General features: G+C 67.1%; 14 protein-coding genes. 9 read left to right on the plus strand and 5 right to left on the minus strand.

Annotated features, from left to right (window positions below):
- Positions 1 to 171: 171 nt before the first annotated feature.
- The gene (locus ACLD02_RS03295; RefSeq protein ID WP_203103481.1) at positions 172 to 1,440 is read right to left on the minus strand and encodes an inorganic phosphate transporter; all 1,269 of its coding nucleotides are present in this window, start codon (positions 1,438 to 1,440) and stop codon (positions 172 to 174) included.
- Between the two features lie 33 nt (positions 1,441 to 1,473).
- On the minus strand, positions 1,474 to 2,154 hold the full coding sequence (locus tag ACLD02_RS03300; protein ID WP_203103479.1) for a TIGR00153 family protein: 681 nt from the start codon (positions 2,152 to 2,154) through the stop codon (positions 1,474 to 1,476).
- Between the two features lie 247 nt (positions 2,155 to 2,401).
- On the opposite strand from ACLD02_RS03300, the gene ACLD02_RS03305 reads away from it, so the two are divergent.
- The 9 genes from ACLD02_RS03305 (at position 2,402) to ACLD02_RS03345 (ending at position 14,319) form a co-directional block, all read left to right on the plus strand.
- Positions 2,402 to 4,135: a GspE/PulE family protein gene (locus tag ACLD02_RS03305; protein ID WP_410298627.1), complete on the plus strand. Its 1,734-nt coding sequence runs from the start codon at positions 2,402 to 2,404 to the stop codon at positions 4,133 to 4,135.
- 71 nt (positions 4,136 to 4,206) lie between these two features.
- A complete protein-coding gene (gene glnE / locus ACLD02_RS03310) occupies positions 4,207 to 7,071 on the plus strand; it encodes a bifunctional [glutamate--ammonia ligase]-adenylyl-L-tyrosine phosphorylase/[glutamate--ammonia-ligase] adenylyltransferase (RefSeq protein WP_410297933.1) in 2,865 nt (954 codons plus the stop codon).
- Positions 7,072 to 7,099: 28 nt separating this feature from the next.
- Positions 7,100 to 8,023, plus strand: a complete 924-nt coding sequence (locus ACLD02_RS03315; protein ID WP_203103475.1) for a branched-chain amino acid transaminase — start codon at positions 7,100 to 7,102, stop codon at positions 8,021 to 8,023.
- Positions 8,024 to 8,028: 5 nt separating this feature from the next.
- The gene (gene waaF, locus ACLD02_RS03320) at positions 8,029 to 9,075 is read left to right on the plus strand and encodes a lipopolysaccharide heptosyltransferase II (RefSeq protein WP_410297934.1); all 1,047 of its coding nucleotides are present in this window, start codon (positions 8,029 to 8,031) and stop codon (positions 9,073 to 9,075) included.
- Between the two features lie 16 nt (positions 9,076 to 9,091).
- The gene (gene waaC, locus ACLD02_RS03325) at positions 9,092 to 10,123 is read left to right on the plus strand and encodes a lipopolysaccharide heptosyltransferase I (protein ID WP_410297935.1); all 1,032 of its coding nucleotides are present in this window, start codon (positions 9,092 to 9,094) and stop codon (positions 10,121 to 10,123) included.
- Positions 10,120 to 11,220: a glycosyltransferase family 4 protein gene (locus ACLD02_RS03330; protein WP_410297936.1), complete on the plus strand. Its 1,101-nt coding sequence runs from the start codon at positions 10,120 to 10,122 to the stop codon at positions 11,218 to 11,220. Before waaC ends, ACLD02_RS03330 begins: the two co-directional genes overlap by 4 nt.
- Entirely contained in the window at positions 11,217 to 12,062 is an 846-nt protein-coding gene (gene rfaP / locus ACLD02_RS03335; protein WP_410297937.1) for a lipopolysaccharide core heptose(I) kinase RfaP, read from the plus strand. Before ACLD02_RS03330 ends, rfaP begins: the two co-directional genes overlap by 4 nt.
- Positions 12,059 to 12,976 carry a glycosyltransferase family 2 protein gene (locus ACLD02_RS03340; protein WP_410297938.1) on the plus strand — a complete coding sequence of 306 codons (918 nt, stop codon included), beginning with the start codon at positions 12,059 to 12,061 and terminating at the stop codon, positions 12,974 to 12,976. Before rfaP ends, ACLD02_RS03340 begins: the two co-directional genes overlap by 4 nt.
- Positions 12,973 to 14,319 carry a hypothetical protein gene (locus ACLD02_RS03345; RefSeq protein WP_410297939.1) on the plus strand — a complete coding sequence of 449 codons (1,347 nt, stop codon included), beginning with the start codon at positions 12,973 to 12,975 and terminating at the stop codon, positions 14,317 to 14,319. Before ACLD02_RS03340 ends, ACLD02_RS03345 begins: the two co-directional genes overlap by 4 nt.
- 6 nt (positions 14,320 to 14,325) lie before the next feature.
- Here ACLD02_RS03345 and ACLD02_RS03350 read toward each other — a convergent pair whose 3' ends face one another.
- The 3 genes from ACLD02_RS03350 to lpxL form a co-directional block, all read right to left on the minus strand.
- Positions 14,326 to 15,504: a hypothetical protein gene (locus tag ACLD02_RS03350; RefSeq protein WP_410297940.1), complete on the minus strand. Its 1,179-nt coding sequence runs from the start codon at positions 15,502 to 15,504 to the stop codon at positions 14,326 to 14,328.
- 27 nt (positions 15,505 to 15,531) lie between these two features.
- Positions 15,532 to 16,725: an O-antigen ligase family protein gene (locus ACLD02_RS03355; RefSeq protein WP_203103459.1), complete on the minus strand. Its 1,194-nt coding sequence runs from the start codon at positions 16,723 to 16,725 to the stop codon at positions 15,532 to 15,534.
- Positions 16,726 to 16,789: 64 nt separating this feature from the next.
- Entirely contained in the window at positions 16,790 to 17,707 is a 918-nt protein-coding gene (gene lpxL / locus ACLD02_RS03360) for an LpxL/LpxP family Kdo(2)-lipid IV(A) lauroyl/palmitoleoyl acyltransferase (RefSeq protein ID WP_203103457.1), read from the minus strand.

Below are 17,707 nucleotides of genomic sequence, written 5' to 3' on the forward strand. Positions count from 1 at the left end.
TGGGAGTATAGCGAGAAAGAGAGGTTTGCACGCAACACGCAACACGCTACACGCACGCGCTTCGCGCTACACGCAAACACGCCAAGCCTTTGGGCGAGGGTTTTGACTTCGCGTGCAAGCGTGCTTGCGTGTAGCGCGAAGCGCGTGCGTGCTGCGTGTTCGTGTTGCCCCTTAAGCCCCGAACAGCCCCTTGAAGAAGTAGAAAAACAGAATCGACAGCAGCGCTCCGGCCGGCAGCGTCACCACCCAGGAGGTGAAGATGGTGCCGATCACGCGCAGGTTCAGCGAACCGATGCCGCGCGCCATGCCAACGCCCAGCACCGCGCCCACCAGGGTGTGGGTGGTGGAGATCGGCAGGCCGGTGCCGGAGGCCAGCACCACGGTGGTGGCGGCGCCCAGCTCGGCGGCGAAGCCGCGGCTGGGGGTCAGGGCGGTGATCTTGGTGCCCACGGTGGCCATCACCCGGGCGCCGAGAAGGGCCAGGCCGAAGACGATGCCCATGGCGCCCACCAGCAGAATCCAGCTGGGCATTTCAGCGGCCTCGCCGATGGCGCCCTCGTTGACAATGACGCTGTTGATGGCGGCCAGCGGCCCCACCGCGTTCGCCACGTCGTTGGAGCCATGGGCGAAGGCCATGGCGCAGGCGGTGAAGATCATCAGTACCGCGAAGATGCGTTCCACGGAGCTGTAGCGGAAGTCCTTGTCGGCTTCCGGGTCCGGCTTGATGCGCGACAGGATGGCGCCGCCCAGCAGCGCCACCGCCACACCGCCGATCAGTGCCCAGGCCAGGCTGGCGCCGAAGCTCACGTCCAGACCGATGTGTTTGAGGCCTTTCACCAGCGTCACGGCGGTGAGCACGTAGCCGACCAGGAACATGTAGAAGGGCACCACTCGTTTGGCGCGCTGGAAGGGGTCGTCGTGATTGAGCACCAGGCGGTGCACGCTTTTGATCAGGAAGAAGGAAATAAAGCCGGCCAGCAGTGGAGAAGTGATCCAACTGGCGACGATGGAGCCCACTTTCTCCCAGTGCACCGCGTCCATGCCCACGCCAACGGCGGCGAACCCGACGATGGCGCCGACGATGGAGTGGGTGGTGGACACCGGCCAGCCGGCCCAGGATGCCACCACCAGCCAGATCCCCGCCGCCAGCAGCGCGGCCAGCATGCCGTAGATCAGATAATGCGGTGTCTCGCTGAACACGCCGGCGTCGACGATGCCCTTGCGCACCGTGGCGGTGACCTCGCCACCGGCCAGGTAGGCGCCGGCGAATTCGAAGATGATGGCGATCAGAACCGCCTGCTTCACGGTCAGCGCGCCGGCGCCCACCGAGGTTCCCATGGCGTTGGCGACATCATTGGCCCCCACGCCCCAGGCCATCAGGAAGCCGAACGCGCCGGCGATAAGCAGCATCAGCATGCTGTGTTCGAGCATCCACTCCATTGAGGAACCCCTGGTCTTGGTGCTGAGTGGTTTTTACCGGGCGAGCAGCAGTTGCAGACGGCCGCCCACCTTCTGGGCCCGGTCGGCCAGGTCGCCGATCCAGTCGATGATTTTGTAGAGAAAGATCACGTCCACCGGCGGCAGCTCGGCTTCCAGCTTGAACAGCTGCGAGCGGATGATGATCTGTTGCTCATCATTGGCCCGTTCCAGGCGGTCGAGCTCTTCGATGAGGTCCTCCACCAGCCGGATCTCACGACCGCTGAAGCCGGTTTCCACCAGCTCATCCAGCTCGTTGATCGCCTTGCGGGCCTGGGCGGAGGTGTCGATGGCGCCCTGCAGATAGTCGTTCATGGCGGTGGCCAGGGAGGCGGGGATGGTCATCTGCCGGCCCAACATCAGCCCGGCGATGTCCTTGGCCTTGTTGGCCACCTTGTCCTGTACGCTGACCAACTCCAGCAAATCGGAGCGTGGCACCGGCAGGAACAGGCTCTTGGGCAGGTTGAGGCGAAACTGCTTCTTCATTTCGTCGGCCTGGTTTTCCAGGTCGGCGACGCGCTGGCGCGCGGCCTTGGCGCGCTCCCAGTCACTGGCGCTGATGGCGGCGAAGAAATCACCCAGCCCCACTGCGCATTCATGCACCGTGTCGTAGTGCTGTTGCAGGGGTTTGATGGGGGAGCGGCCGAACAGGCCGGCGATCGAGCTTCCGAAGGACATGGGGGTCACCCTGTAACGGAAAGGTCATATTTATGGGGCGCGAGTATAGAGGGGATGCCGCGACCCGTCCACGGGACCCCGGCCAGGGCCTGGCCGGGACCGGTTCAGATTCCGATGAATCGGGGATGGCGGCAAGCCCCGGCGCGGACTACAGTGGCCTGAAACCGAACCAAGCAGGGGGAACATCGTGTCCGTCACCGCCGTGCCCGCGCACCGCCAGGGCCAGGAAGTGGACGTCCGCTGGGTGATGCGCGAGCTGCTCGAGGAGCAGCGCGTCAGCCGCGAGGACTTCAATGTCATTTCCACCACGCCGCGGGAGAACAAGGAACTCAACTGGCATCCGCTGGAAGTGGTGGCCAAATACCGGCTGGTGGACCTGAGCCATGGTCAGCGGGTGCTGGACATGGAGTTCCTGTCGCGATGGCTGGCGGAAAAAAGCGGCCTGCCGCTGTATCACATCGACCCTCTCAAGGTGGATGTGGACCAGGTGACCCGGGTGATGAGCTACGCCTTCGCCGAGCGCCACGGCATCGTTGCCCTGGAGAGCCTTCGCGACCGGGTGGTGGTGGCCTGCGACCAGCCGTTCAAGCTGGATTGGCGGGAACACCTGCGCCAGGTGCTCGGTGATCGCGAGCTGGAAACGGTGTTCGCCAACCCGGAGCAACTGCGCCGCTACCGCATCGAGTTCTACAACCTGAGTCGTTCCATCGCCGGCGCCGCCCGCGCCGGAGGCCAGGAACTCTCCAATATCACCAACTTCGAGCAGTTGCTGGAGGTGGGCAAGGGGCACCACGACGCCGACGATCAGCACATCGTCAACATCGTCGACTGGATTCTGCAGTACGCCTTCTCGCAGCGCGCCAGCGATATCCATCTGGAGCCCCGCCGGGACCAGGGGCGCATGCGCTTTCGCATCGACGGCGTGCTTCATGACGTCTACGAATTGCCGGCGGCGATCATGGCGGCGGTGACCAGCCGCCTGAAGATTCTCTCCCGGCTTAACGTGGCGGAGAAACGCAAGCCCCAGGACGGTCGCCTGAAGACCAAATCCCCGGATGGCGACGAGGTGGAGTTGCGTATTTCCACTCTGCCCACCGCCTTCGGCGAGAAGATGGTGATGCGCATCTTCGACCCGGACGTGCTGGTGCGCAGCTTCGCCCAGCTCGGCTTCAGCCGCGAGGACCACGAGCACTGGCGGGACATGACCGGCCACACCCATGGCATCGTGTTCGTCACCGGCCCCACCGGTTCCGGCAAGACCACCACCCTGTACTCCACCCTCAAGCAACTGGCCACCAGCGAGGTCAATGTCTGCACCATCGAGGACCCCATCGAGATGGTGGAGCCCAGCTTCAACCAGATGCAGGTGCAGGCCAATATCGAAGTGGATTTCGCCCAGGGCGTGAAGGCCATGCTGCGCCAGGACCCGGACATCATAATGATCGGCGAGATCCGCGACCTGGCCACCGCCGACATGGCGATCCAGGCGGCGCTCACCGGCCACCTGGTGCTGTCCACCCTGCACACCAACGACGCGCCGTCGTCCATTACCCGGCTGGCGGATCTGGGCGTGCCGCCCTATCTGATTTCGGCCACGGTGATCGGCGTCATGGCCCAGCGTCTGGTGCGGACCCTGTGCCCGCACTGCAAGGCGCCGGCGAAGCCGGACCCGGCGGCCTGGCAGGAGCTGGTGCGCCCGTTCAAGATGGCCATGCCGGACACCGTCCATCAGCCGGTGGGTTGCCTGGAATGCCGGGGCACCGGCTATTTGGGCCGCATGGGCGTGTACGAGACGATGCCCTTCAACGGCGCCCTCAAGGGCATGGTGGGGCGCGGCGAGGACCTGGAGACCCTGACCCGCCAGGCGGTCAAGAATGGCATGAGGCCGCTGCGCATCAGCGGCGCCCGCAAGGTGGCCCAGGGCCTCACCACCATCGAGGAAGTGATGCGGGTGACCCCGTCCCAGGACGTGCTGCTGTGATCCTTGGAGAATGCAGGAGCGGTCGCTTCTTGGATTGGCTTTCCCCTCAAGGCCGTGGACAATAGCCCACCATGACGGATCCTGACTATTCGAGCCTGCCCGACGAACTCTCCGTGCTGGTGACCCGGCACTGGCAGCGTTTTCAGGAGGTGGGCCACGCTCTCCCCGACGACCTGTTGAACGACCTGCCCCGTGTGTGGGCCGGCTCCGACTACGTGGCCGAGCAATTCATCCGCGACCCGGAGCTGGGCGAATGGCTCGCCGCCAGCCCGTTGCGACGACGGCTGGACGGCAGCGAGCTGGGCGGGCAGGTGCGCGAGGCGGTGATGGCGTGTGACGACGAGGACGCTCTCAAGGCGACCCTGCGGCGCCTGCGTCATCGCCACATGGTGCGGTTGATCTGGCGCGATCTGGCCGGCCTGGCGGACTACCATGCCACCGTGGCCGACCTGTCCTTGCTGGCCGACACCCTGATCGACACCGCCCTGGAGCGGCTGCACGGTTGGGCCTGCGAGCGCAACGGCACGCCCCGTGACGAGCATGGCGACCCGGTCCGGCTGGTGGTGCTGGCCATGGGCAAGCTGGGCGCCCGGGAGCTCAACCTGTCCTCGGACATCGACCTGATTTTCGCCTACGAGCACGAGGGGGAGATCCCCGGCGAGCGTCGCAACCTCACCCACCATCAGTTCTTCCTGCGTCTGGGTCAGCAGTTGATCAAGGTGCTCGACCAGAACACCGCCGACGGCTTCGTGTTCCGCGTGGACATGAGGCTCCGCCCCTGGGGCAAGAGCGGCGCCCTGGCGATCGGCTTCGACGCCATGGAGCACTACTACGAAAACCAGGGTCGCGAATGGGAGCGCTACGCGCTGATCAAGATGCGCCCGGTGGCCGGCGATCTGGGCGCTGGCGCCCGCCTGATCGAGCGGCTCAATCCGTTCGTGTACCGTCGCTACATCGATTACGGCGCGTTTGAATCCCTGCGCGAGATGAAAGCGCTGATCGAGCGGGAGGTGAACCGCAAGGGCATGCAGGCGGACGTCAAGCTGGGCGCCGGTGGCATCCGCGAGGTGGAGTTCATCGTGCAGGCGTTCCAGTTGATCCGGGGTGGTCAGCTCCCGGCCCTGCGCGAGCCCAACCTGATCAGGATGCTGCCGCGCCTGGCCGAGGAGGGCATGCTGCCCGAGGACGTGGTCGCCGAGCTGGGTGACGCCTATGTATTCCTGCGCGACGTGGAGCACCGTTTGCAGGCGGTGGCCGACCGCCAGACCCAGCGCCTGCCGGACGACGAACTGGGCTGGCAGCGCCTCACCTTCGCCATGGATTTTTCCGCCCGCCCGGCCTTCGAGCGTGCTTTACGCCGTCATCGCGAGCAGGTGCGCTTCCACTTCAGCCAGGTGATCGCCGACCCCCAGGAAGAAACCGAGGTGTCCGAGGGCGACCAGGATCTGCTTGACCTGTGGCTGGGGCAGCTTGATCGCGACGACGCGGTGGCGCGCCTGGCCGGGGTGGGCGTCCAGGAACCCGAGGAGGTGCTGGCGGCCCTGGAAGGCCTGCGCGAATCGCGGGCGGTGATGAACATGCAGCGCATCGGCCGTGAACGTCTCGACCGGCTCATGCCGTTGCTGCTGGAAGCCCTGGGCTACCAGGGCCACGGCAAGGTCACCGCCGAGCGGCTGGTGGCCTTTATCGAGGCGGTGGCGCGGCGCAGCGCCTACATCGCGCTGCTGGTGGAGAACCCGGGAGCGCTCACGCAACTGGTCAAGCTGTCCGGGGCGAGCCCCTGGATCGCCGAACGCCTGGCCCGTCACCCGGTGTTGCTCGACGAACTGCTGGACGTCAGCACCCTCTACTCGCCACCCAACCGCGCCCAGCTCGACGACGAACTGCGCCAGCAATTGCTGCGCGTGGCCGAGGACGACCTGGAACAGCAGATGGAGGTGCTGCGTAACTTCAAGCAGGCCCACCTGCTGCGCGTGGCCGCCTCCGAGGTCACCGAGGTGCTGCCGCTGATGAAGGTCAGCGACTACCTTACCTGGCTGGCCGAGGCGATTCTCAACCAGGTGGTGCTGCTTGCCTGGGAGCCCCTGGTGGAGCGCCATGGCCGCCCCGAGCGCACCGACGGTCAACCCTGCAACCCGGATTTCGTGGTGGTGGGCTACGGCAAGCTGGGCGGCATCGAGCTGGGTCACAATTCCGACCTGGATCTGGTGTTCCTGCACGACGCCGCTTCCGGCGGCGGCACCGACGGCGACAAGCCGGTCTCCAACGAGCAGTTCTATGCCCGCCTGGGCCAGCGTATCGTGCATATCCTTTCCACCCGCACCATGAGCGGCCAGCTCTACGAGGTGGATACCCGATTGCGGCCCAGCGGCAGCGCCGGCCTGTTGGTGTCGTCCATGGACGCTTTCCGCAAATACCAGCTCAACGATGCCTGGACCTGGGAACACCAGGCCCTGGTGCGTGCCCGGGTGGTGGCCGGCTGCAGCCGCGCCCGGGAGCGGTTCGATGCCATCCGCCACGACGTTCTGTGCCAGAGCCGGGACGCCGGCAGCCTGCGCCGCGATGTGCTGGCCATGCGCGAGAAGATGGTCGACCACCTGGCCGCGCGTCAGCCGGGCCGGTTCCATCTCAAGCAGGATCCGGGAGGTATCGTCGATATCGAATTTATGGTGCAATATGGTGTACTTAGATGGGCCTCCTCCCACGGTGAACTGACCCGGTTCACCGACAACGTGCGGCTTCTTGAAACCCTCGCCGCCCTGGAATTGATGCCGGCTCAGGATGCTGGCCTGCTGCGGGAAGCCTACCTGGCTTACCGGTCCGCGGCTCATCGCGCTTCACTGCGCAAGGAAAAATCCATCGTCGACGACTCCCAGTTCCGCGATCTGCGGGAGGGGGTGCGGGCGACATGGGAACAATGGTTTGCGGACGCCTAACCCTATTTGAATGAGGAGAAAAACCGCCATGTCCATGGCTGATCGAGACGGTGTTATCTGGTTGGATGGCGAGCTGGTTCCGTGGCGCGATGCCAAGATCCACGTGCTGACCCACACCCTGCATTACGGCATGGGCGCGTTCGAAGGGGTGCGGGCCTACGAAACCGACCGTGGTCCGGCGATCTTCCGTCTCAAGGAACACACCGACCGGTTGTTCAACAGCGCCAAGATCCTGTCCATGAAGGTGCCCTTCACCAAGGAGCAGATCAACGACGCCCAGACCACCGTGATCCGTGAAAACAAGCTGCCCCACGCCTACCTGCGTCCGCTGGTGTTCTACGGCAGCGAGGCCATGGGCCTGCGCGCCAACGGCCTGTCCGTGCACGTCGCGGTGGCCGGCTGGGAATGGCCGTCCTACATGTCGCCGGAAGCGCTGGAACTGGGCATCAAGGTGCGCACCTCCAGCTACACTCGTCACCACGTCAACATCACCATGTGCAAGGCCAAGTCCTCCGGCAGCTACATGAACTCCATGCTGGCGCTCAACGAAGCCCTGTCTGGCGGTGCCGACGAGGCCCTGCTGCTGGACAACGAAGGCTACGTGGCGGAAGGCTCCGGCGAGAACGTGTTCGTGATCCGCGATGGCGTGCTGCACACCCCGGAGCTGACCTCCTGCCTGGACGGCATCACCCGCAAGACCATCATCGAGTTGGCCGAGGAGCGCGGCTACAAGGTGCGTGAGCGGCGCATCACCCGCGATGAGCTGTACATCGCCGACGAGGCGTTCTTCACCGGCACCGCCGCCGAGGTGACCCCGATCCGCGAGCTGGATGGTCGTATCATCGGTGAAGGCAAGCGCGGGCCGATCACCGAGGAACTGCAGTCGGTGTACTTCGATCTGGTGCGCGGCAAGTCCGACCAGCACCGGGACTGGCTCACCTTCGCGTCCTGAACCGAGTGACGGAACCGGCGCGCCCGCGCATTCTGGTGGTCGGCCCATCCTGGGTGGGCGACATGGTGATGGCGCAGACCCTGTTCGCCGATCTCAAGCGCCAGGGTGACTGCGACATCGACGTGTTGGCGCCGGCCTGGTGCCGGCCGCTGCTGTCGCGCATGCCCGAGGTGCGCCGGCCTCTGGATCTGCCGTTCGGCCATGGTGAGCTCAAGCTGCGCCAGCGCCGCGCCGAGGGCCGCGCTCTGCGTGGCCGCTATGACCGCGCCTATGTGTTGCCCAACTCCCTGAAATCAGCGCTGCTGCCGTTCTGGGCCCGGGTGCCCCGGCGCACCGGTTGGCGGGGTGAAATGCGCTACGGCCTGCTCAACGACGTGCGTACCCTGGACAAGGAACGCTACCCGCTGATGGTGCAGCGTTTCGTGGCCCTGGCCCGGACGCCGGATGCCCCGGTGCCGACCCTGGACGAGATTCGCCCGCCGCACCTGGAGGTGGACCCACTGGCCGTGGACGCCGCCCGGGAGCAGCACGATCTGGCCGCTGACCGTCCGGTTCTGGGCCTGTGTCCCGGCGCCGAGTTCGGCCCCGCCAAGCGCTGGCCGGAATACCACTACGCCGCCGTGGCCCGGGACTGGATCGAGAAAGGCGGGCGGGTGTGGCTGTTCGGCTCCGGCAAGGACCGACCGGTGGCGGACGCCATCATCGCCGATCTGCCCGAGGCCCAGCGCGGTGAAACCCGCATCCTGGCCGGCGCCACCAGCCTGGAGCAGGCGGTGGATCTGCTGTCCGCCACCGATGCCGTGGTCAGTAACGATTCCGGGCTGATGCACATCGCCGCCGCCCTGAACCGGCCCCTGGTGGCGGTGTACGGCTCCACCTCGCCGGGCTTCACGCCGCCGCTCGGCGACCGGGTGGCGATGGAACGCCTGGGGCTGGATTGCAGCCCCTGTTTTCAGCGCGAGTGCCCCCTGGGCCACCTCAACTGCCTGCGTCAGCTGGAGCCGGACCGGGTGATCCGGGCGTTGGCCGGCTTGTCCGACGACGCCGCATAGGGGACGCTACACCGTTATGCGCGTCCTTCTGATCAAGACGTCGTCGATGGGCGACGTCATCCATACGCTTCCGGCCATCACCGACGCGGCCCGGGCATTGCCCGGGCTGCGTCTGGACTGGGTGGTGGAAGCGCCGTTCGCCGACCTGGCCGGGCGCCACCCCGCCGTGGACCGGGTGTTGCCCAGCCGGCTGCGCGAATGGCGCCGGCACCCGCTGCGGGCCCGCCGTAGCGGTGAATGGGGCGGCTTCAAGGAGGCCCTGCGCGAACACAACTATGACGCGGTCATTGATGCACAGGGTCTGATCAAGAGCGCCTTCGTGACCCGCCTGGCCAAAGGCCCCAAGTATGGCCTGGACCGTATTTCCGCCCGCGAAGGGTTGTCCGCCCGGGTGCTTGATCACCCGTTGCCGGTGCCCCGGGGCGGCCACGCGGTGACCCGGGTGCGCACCCTGTTCGCCCTGGCGCTGGGTTACCCGCTGCCCGACGACGATCCGGATTATGGGCTGGTGCGCGAGCACACGCCGCGTCCGCTCACCGAGCCCGGCGCCGAGCTGGTGTTCTGCCACGGCACCACCTGGCCCACCAAGCATTACCCGGAAGCCTATTGGCGGGCCCTGGCGGAAAAGGCCGCCGGCGCCGGCCACCGGGTGCATCTCCCCTGGGGCAATGACGTGGAACGGGCGCGCGCGGAGCGGCTGGCCCGGGACCTGGACGGCGTTGCCGTGCTGCCGCGCCTGTCGCTGTCGGCGCTCACCGACAGGTTGCTGCACTGGGACGCCTTCGTCGCCGTGGACACCGGCCTGGCCCATCTGGCCGCCGCCGCCGGCTTGCCCGGGGTCGGCCTGTACGGGCCCACTGATCCTCGTCTCACCGGCGTGTGGGGCCCGCGCGCCCGATCCCTGGCGGCGGAGTTTCCCTGCGCCCCCTGTGTGCAGGAGAAATGCACTTACCGGGGCAGCCTGGGCCAGGGGGTGGAGCCGCCCTGTTTCAGCAGTTTGAAACCGCACCGGGTGTGGCAACGGCTGATCGAGGTGAGCGGGCCATGAAGCTGGCGTTCCTGTTGTTCGAGTATTTCCCCTACGGCGGGCTGCAGCGCGACATGCTGGCCATCGCCGAGGCCGCCGAGGCGCGTGGCCACCAGGTGACGGTATTCACCCGCGCCTGGCACGCCGAACGGCCCGCGACGCCCCGGGTGGAAACCGTGGCGGTGGCCGCGCGCAGCAATCACGGCCGTGACGCCGCCTTCGTGGCGGCGGTGCGGGGCCGGCTGGCCGGTTTCGACCGGGTGGTGGGGTTTAACAAGATGCCCGGGCTGGACTGGTACTACGCCGCCGACGGTTGCCTGGCGGCCCGTTACCGGGGACCGCGTCGCTGGCTGCCACGTTATCGCAGCAAGCTGGCCATGGAGGCAGCGGTGTTCGACCCGGCCGCGGCCACCGGCGTGCTGTCCATCTCACCGCTGCAACGGGCCCTCTACCAGCGTCACTACGGCACCCCGGACGCCCGTTTCGTGGACCTGCCGCCGGGCATCCGCCACGATCGCGCCCTGCCGGAAGATTACGCCCTGCGCCGCGCCCGCCTGCGCACCGAGCTGGGCATCGGCGAAACCACGCCGATGCTGCTGTTCGTGGGCTCCGGGTTCCGCACCAAGGGGCTGGACCGGGCGATCCGCGCCCTGGCCCGGCTGCCGGAGGAAACCCGCCTGTTCGTGGTGGGTGACGACAACGCCGGGCCCTACCGGCGCCTGGCCCGGCGCCTGAACGTGGACAGCCGGGTACGCTTCATGGGCGGTCAGGACAACGTGCCCGAGTGGCTGTGGTCGGCGGATTTGCTGATCCACCCGGCCTACGCCGAGAATACCGGTACGGTGCTGCTGGAAGCCGCCGTGGCCGGCCTGCCGGTGCTGACCGCCCGCGCCTGCGGCTACGCCGGCTATATCCGTGACGGCGGCCTGGGCCGGGTGCTGGACGACCCGGACGGCGAGGAACTGGCGGCGGCCGCCACCGACCTGCTGGCGTGCCCCCGGGATCACTGGCGGGAACAGGGCCGGCGCTTCGCCGCCGACGCCGACATATACGGCCTGGTGGAGCGCGCCGTGGACGCCATCGAACAGGACGCCACTGAACAAAAGGAACCGCGATGACCCTTTACCTGCGCGACGACCTGGCCCGGGCCTGGGACGGCCTGGACCCCTTCGAGCAGGCGGCGCGCCAGCGCGGCGATGTGTTCCGCGCCCGCGAGGGCCGGCGCACACTGCGCTTCGAGGCCGGCGGCCGGCACTATTTCCTCAAGTACCACGCCGGCATCGGCTGGAAGGAAATCTTCAAGAATCTGAGCCAGGCCAAGCTGCCGATTCTGGGGGCCCTGTCCGAGGTGCGCGCCATTCGCGCCCTGGAAAACGCCGGCGTGGCCACCTTGAGCATCGCCGGTTACGGCCAGCGTGGCGGCAACCCGGCGCGGCGCCGGTCGTTCCTGGTCACCGACGAACTGATGCACACCATCAGCCTGGAAGAGCTCGGCGAACGCTGGCGTACCGACCCGGGCCCGGCGCCGTTCAAGTGGGCCCTGATACACCGGGTCGGCGAGATCGCCAAGGCGATGCACGACGCCGGCGTCAATCACCGGGATTTCTACCTGGGGCATTTTCTGATCGCGCGCTCGGCGGTGGAACGCCACGACGCCAGCGCGCCGCTCCATCTGATCGACCTGCACCGCTCCCAGGTCCGTGGCCGGGTGCCGCGCCGTTGGCGGGTCAAGGACATCGGTGGCCTGTATTTTTCCACCGCCCGGCTCGGGCTGACCCGCCGTGACCTGCTGCGCTTCGTGCGCGCCTACACCGACATGCCGCTGCGCGATGCCCTGCCGGACAAGGCTCGTTTGCTGGCGGCCAGCCGCCACGAAGGTGAACGCATCTATCGTCGCTACTTCGAGAAGGAGCCGGGTTTCCCGCTGCCATTCAGCGAACACCCGGGCAAGGATATATGAGCGGCGCTCCCGGTTTCTCGATCGTCATTCCGGCCTACAACTACGCCCACGTCATCGAGCGGGCGCTGGCCTCCGCCGTGGCGCAGGAGTACGCGCCCTTCGAGGTGATGGTGATCAACGACGGCTCCACCGATGACACCGCCGAGGTGCTGGCGGAGCTGGCCCGGCGGCTGCCCGTGCCGTTCCGTGTCATCGACCAGGACAACGCCGGCCTGGCGGCGGTGCGTAACCGGGGCGTTCGCGAGGCCGGCCACGACTGGCTGCTGTTTCTGGACGCCGACGATGAATTGTGCGCCGGCGCCCTCCGCCGGCTGGCGGACACCATCATCGCCAGGCCGGCTGCGCGCATGATTATCGGTGGTCACCTGGCCGACGATGGCCGGCGCCGGGACCGCATCACGCCGCCGTCGGTGAGCGACGATCCGCGCGGTAACTTCCAGGCCTACCTGGACAAGACCCTGACGCTGTCCAACGGCGCTTGCGCCATGCACCGGGAGCTGTTCACGCGCACTGCCTACGATCCGGCCCTGCGTCACACGGAGGACCTGCCGGTGTTCGCCCATGTGCTGGCGAATTACCCGGTGGCGGTTTGTCCGGAGCCGGTGGCCGTGATCCATAAGCACTCGGACAGTATGCGCCATGATCTGGATGCCGCCCTGGCGGTGGGCATGGACCTGGAGGCGATAATCTTCGACAACAATGGCCTGCCGGAATGGGCCGCCGGGGACCGGCGCCGTTACCGTGCCCGCCGGGCGATCTCCCTGCTCAAGCTGGCGGACCGTCATCGGCGCCCGGAGCTGGTGCGGCGCTTTTTCCGCATCGCGTTGCGCGCCGACTGGCGCCAGGCATTGCATCCACGCTATCTGCGCCGCTATCTTGCCAGCTTGATCCGAGGGACCGGGGACCGGACTTGAGCGGCGACGACAGCACTCCCACCTACGACGATTGGCACGATCTGGCCCGTCGCGACTGGCGCACCGCCGGTCTGTTCACGGTTTCCGTGGGCAGCCGGCCGCTGCGCGCCGAGGCGATCCTGCGCCACCTGCCCGGGCGGCGCCTGGCGGTGCGCGCCCAATGGCGCGGCGAGACCGTGTTCGCCAAACTTTTCTTTGCTGGCCACCAGGACGAAGCGCGCCGGGAAGTGGCCCGTCACCGGGAACTGATCGAGGCCGGTCTGGCGGTGCCGGCACTGCTCTATGAAGGCTTTGACAGCCATGGGGCGGTGCTGGTCACTGACTGGGTAGCCGGCCAGTCCGGTCAGGCGGCCCTGCGCGGCGAGCAGGGCGTGGCGCTCGGCGAGGGCCTGCTGGACAGTTTGTTCAGCCTTTACCAGGCCGGTCTGCGCCAGCTCGATCTGCACCTGGACAACTTCCTGTACGATGGAGAACGCTTCCTGGTCATCGACGCTGGCGAGATGGCGCCCCTGCCCGGCGGCCTGCGCGCCGAGCCGGCGATCCTCGACAACCTGGCGCTGTTCTGTGCCCAACTGCCCCTGGATCTTCGCGACGCCCTGATGGAGAAGGTCGTCGAGCGCCTGCGCCGCACCGGCATCAGCCCGGCGCCGCTGGCCGCCATGGTGCGGCGGCGCAGCAACCGCCGGCTGAGCAGCGCGATGAGAAAGTGGCGCCGTGAATCCTCCGCCATCGGTGTGTGGAGCGAAAACGACGAGGACTGGTTGTACCGCCGCGCACTGGCCGACGACGAGCGCGATGCCCTGGCCGACGCGCTCCGCGAGCCGGCGTCGTTGCCGAGCATCAAGCAGGGCAGCCGTATCAGCGTGTACGGCGACGACCGCTGGATCATCAAGCATTACCGGGAAACCGGCTGGAAGGCGCGCCTGCGGCGCCGTTTGTTCCGGGGGCGTGGTGACGTGTCCTGGGTGATGGGCTGGACCTGGGCGCTGCTCGGCGTGCCCACGCCGCGCCCGGTGATGCTGCGCCGCTGCCCGGACGGCCAGGCGGTGATCGCTTTCCCTCGCCTGCCCGGCGAGCCGCTCAGCCGGCTGATGGAAGAGCAGCGCGAACGGGCGCTGCGGGTGGCGCCCACCGTTTTGTCCTGGCTGGACCGGTTGCACCGCACCGGCTTCTGGCACGGCGACACCAAGGCTCAGAATATGCTGGTGGATGATGCCGACAACCCGTCTTTCATCGATCTGGACGGCGCCGGTTTCAGCCCCTGGCGGCACCGTGCCATGGGTAAGGGCGCCCGGGAAAACCGGCGCTTCGAGGCGAACTGGTCGCAGTTCTCCGAGCAGTAAGGTTGCTCAGGGCAGGCTGGCGACCGGGGTTGGCGCCTTGCCCCGGGCCAGCGCCACGATGGTGTCCGCCAGGCTGGCCACGGGGCGCTCCCGGTGCTCGATGTGATGGCGGGCGAAGGCATCCAGGCGCGCTGCCCAGTCCCGCCCGTCCCCGTTCAGGCTGGCCATGGCCTGTTCCAGCCCTTGCGGGGTCGTTACCCGGGGCAGTCCGAACCGTTCGCATTGGAAATAATCCGGGTGCTGGCCCAGCACCATCACCGGCACGCCGGCGATGGCGCAGTCGATGATGGCGTTGGTATAGCCGCTCCACACCGCCGTGATCGCGGCCATCGCCTGTTCCAGGGTTTCCCCTTCCGGTCGCATGCGGATCGCCAGGTCGCTGCCGGCCCAGTCGCGCCAGGGGCGGCCGCTGCCACGCGGGTGCGGGCGCACCCACAGGGTCCAGTCCGGATGCGCCGCCAGCCACTGGCGGGCCAACTCACAGCTCTGCCGGTAGGCGTCACCGTCTTCCTCATCGGGGCCGGCGCCGAGAAACAGCAGCGCCTTTGAAGGCGCGGTGGCCGGGTCGCGCGGCGCGGGCAGCGGAAAATAGGGCCCCGCGAAAAGTACTTGGGTGTCGCCAAACCCGGGCTCGCCCTGGCGCAGGTATTCCAGTGAGCTGTTGCCGAACACCGCGTAGTAATCGAAGTCGTGGAAGCGCAGCTTGCTGGACTGATCGCTAAGGATGCCGTGGGCGAGATGGAGAATCCGCGTTTCCGGTGGCCGGAAGGCACGCAGGAAGGTGCTTACTGGCGAACCGTTGCGCTCGGTAAGAATCACCCGGGCCCGGTGGCGCGCCAGCAAATCGCAGGCATGGGCGGCGGCGGCGTATAGCGGCGCCGGGACCGGCCGGGGAGGTGGGCGCAGCGCCCGGCGATCGTCGCCAGCCACGGTTTCCGCGACGCTCAGACCGGCTTGGCGCAGTGCGTCCAGCAGGGCTGCTTTGCGGCCCAGGCGGCGGGATTTTTCCGAGGGGTGGACCAACAGCACATCGCAAGCATGGGGCGTCACCGGCGGGTTGCGTGAAAGCCCGCGTGCCCACAGGCCGCGCAGGCTCTCGCGTAGCCACCAGATCGCCCGGTCCGGCGCTGGGCGGTGGGCGGTCAGATGGCGTTGCAGTGCCTTGAAGTGCGGGTCGTCGCGCATCCGTAGCCGGTCCCCCGGGAGTGTCGGTCAGGCGGGCCGCCGCTGGCGTTGCGTGCAGGCCGCCAGCAGCGCCATGGGAATCCATACGCTGGGCCAATTGTACATAAAGGGTGTGTACGGATGGACGCCGTCGAACAGTACCGCGGTCAGCCCGGTGGCCAGGGCCGCCAGGGCGAGATGGGCTTTATACCCGGGGTACAGAGAGCGCCACGCCGAGGGCAGCCAGATCATGATCCACAGCGCCAGCCCCACGAACCCCAGATAATAAAGCACCGACAGGTAATAATTATGCGGGTGGCTGTACACATCCGGCCTGCCGTTATCCGGCCGGATGATGTGAAGGTCCGGCATCTGGCCGGCCATGGCGTGGCCAAACAGGGGCCGCTCGGAGATGGCGTTCCAGGTTTCGGTCCAGATCGCGAAGCGGTTGCTGGCGCCGCGCTCGACGATGATGTCCGGTTTGATCACGAAGATCGAACCGATGATCACGCCGACCAGAAGTAACGGCACGATCAGTTTCTTCTTCAGCGTCACCAGCGGCAGGATCAGGCAGCCCGCCACCAGCGCCACCAGGGTCGAGCGTCGCTGGTTGGCGATCAGATAGACCACGATCATCAGGGTGGCGGCGTAAGGGGCGAGCCGCACCATCAGGCTCTGGGGTAACCGGGACGCGGCCAGGAATGCGAAGAACGGCAGCGTCACGAAGTACATGCTGGCATGCAGCTGGTTGGTGGAGAGGGTGATGAAGCGGTTGATATGGAACACTTCGAAATTGCCGTACAACTGATCCGAGAACGGCCGCCCGACGACGAAGTAGTAGCAGTAGAAATCCACCATCGCCACCAGGGCGCCGAACAGAATGCCGCCCAGCAGGGCGCGCCAGAACAGGGTGGCATGGGTGCGCAGAATCGCCTGGGTAAAGGCGAACAGGGTGAAAATCTGGAAGAAGGCGCGGGTGAAGCGGGTCACGTTGGGTTGTTCGGCGAAGAAGGTGGAGGCGGTGGCGAACACCAGGAACACCAGCAACCACAGGTTCTGCTTCAGGAAGCCGCGCACATCGCTCAGATGCACCCGGACGGCGTACACGAAGGCGGGCACGAAAAACAGCACATCGAGCACGTTAAGCAGCCGCGGGCGGCGGTCGAACATCAGCAGACCGCCGAAAAACAGGCAGAATGACACCGTCATCCACACCAGCAGCAGCTTTTCTTTTCTAGTCATTCAGGCACTCCATGGGATGGGGAGCTCGTTCGGGAAAGCGCTCGTCACGGCCGCACTCTTGTTGTCAGGGGCGATACGGTGAGCGCCCGTCCGGTTGGTGCTTGAAGCGCTTGTGCACCCACAGGTACTGCTCCGGGTGCTTGCGCACATAGTGTTCGATGGTGCGGTTGATGCGCGCGGTATCCGCCTCGTCGTCGCCGCCCGGGAAATCCTCCAGGGGCGCGCCGAACTCGATTTCGTAGCGTCCCCCGGGCAGCCGGTAATGGGCGCACGGGATGACCACCGCCTTGCCCATTCTGGCGATGCGGCTGGTGGCGGTGATGGTGGCCGCCGGCACGCCGAAAAAGGGCACGAACACCGCGTGCCGGGTGCCGTAGTCCTGGTCCGGCGCATACCAGACCACTTCGCCCTGGCGCAGCAGTCGCACTGTCTGGCGCAGGTCGTTGCGGTCCACGGAATGGTTCACCCAGGCGCCCCGTCCCTCGGAGATCAGCTTATCCAGCAGGGGGTTGTCGTTGGGACGATAGACCACGCTGAAGCGAAAGAATTTCCCCAGCAGGCGGCTGCCCACGTCAATCGAGTTGAAGTGCATGCCCAGCAGCAGCACGCCACGACCTTCCGCGCGGGCCGCTTCCAGGTGCTCCAGGCCGGTGACGTTCAGGCGCTCGCCCAGGTCGATGCGCCGGTTGTGGAAGCTGCCCGCCATCTCCAGGATCGCCTCGCCGGTGCTGACCATCACCTGGCGCGCCAGGCGCTCGCGTTCCGCCTCGGACAGTTCCGGGAAGCACAGCTTCAGGTTGATCAGGGCGACCCGGCGACGGTCCCGGGCCAGATACCAGGCCAGCCGGCCCACGCCGCGTCCGGTGGCCAGCAGCAGATCCCAGGGCAACTGCCCGATCAGCCAGAACAGAGCCAGCCCCAGGCGTGTGGGCCACAGGCGCGGGTCGGCGGGATGCGCGGGGCGTTGGCGGCGCTTACCCAT

Origin of the sequence: Alloalcanivorax sp. C16-2, from assembly GCF_046507615.1 — a bacterium.
GTDB classification, from domain to species: Bacteria; Pseudomonadota; Gammaproteobacteria; order Pseudomonadales; family Alcanivoracaceae; genus Alloalcanivorax; species Alloalcanivorax marinus_A.

What these genes read in the sequence shown, in the direction of transcription:
- ACLD02_RS03355 (WP_203103459.1), bottom strand. Translation starts at nt 16,725, where the DNA reads ATGACTAGAAAAGAAAAGCTGCTGCTGGTGTGGATGACGGTGTCATTC.
- ACLD02_RS03305 (WP_410298627.1), top strand. Translation starts at nt 2,402, where the DNA reads ATGCGCGAGCTGCTCGAGGAGCAGCGCGTCAGCCGCGAGGACTTCAAT.
- ACLD02_RS03295 (WP_203103481.1), bottom strand. Translation starts at nt 1,440, where the DNA reads ATGGAGTGGATGCTCGAACACAGCATGCTGATGCTGCTTATCGCCGGC.
- glnE (WP_410297933.1), top strand. Translation starts at nt 4,207, where the DNA reads ATGACGGATCCTGACTATTCGAGCCTGCCCGACGAACTCTCCGTGCTG.
- ACLD02_RS03350 (WP_410297940.1), bottom strand. Translation starts at nt 15,504, where the DNA reads ATGCGCGACGACCCGCACTTCAAGGCACTGCAACGCCATCTGACCGCC.
- waaC (WP_410297935.1), top strand. Translation starts at nt 9,092, where the DNA reads ATGCGCGTCCTTCTGATCAAGACGTCGTCGATGGGCGACGTCATCCAT.
- ACLD02_RS03300 (WP_203103479.1), bottom strand. Translation starts at nt 2,154, where the DNA reads ATGTCCTTCGGAAGCTCGATCGCCGGCCTGTTCGGCCGCTCCCCCATC.
- lpxL (WP_203103457.1), bottom strand. Translation starts at nt 17,707, where the DNA reads ATGGGTAAGCGCCGCCAACGCCCCGCGCATCCCGCCGACCCGCGCCTG.
- ACLD02_RS03340 (WP_410297938.1), top strand. Translation starts at nt 12,059, where the DNA reads ATGAGCGGCGCTCCCGGTTTCTCGATCGTCATTCCGGCCTACAACTAC.
- ACLD02_RS03315 (WP_203103475.1), top strand. Translation starts at nt 7,100, where the DNA reads ATGTCCATGGCTGATCGAGACGGTGTTATCTGGTTGGATGGCGAGCTG.
- rfaP (WP_410297937.1), top strand. Translation starts at nt 11,217, where the DNA reads ATGACCCTTTACCTGCGCGACGACCTGGCCCGGGCCTGGGACGGCCTG.
- ACLD02_RS03330 (WP_410297936.1), top strand. Translation starts at nt 10,120, where the DNA reads ATGAAGCTGGCGTTCCTGTTGTTCGAGTATTTCCCCTACGGCGGGCTG.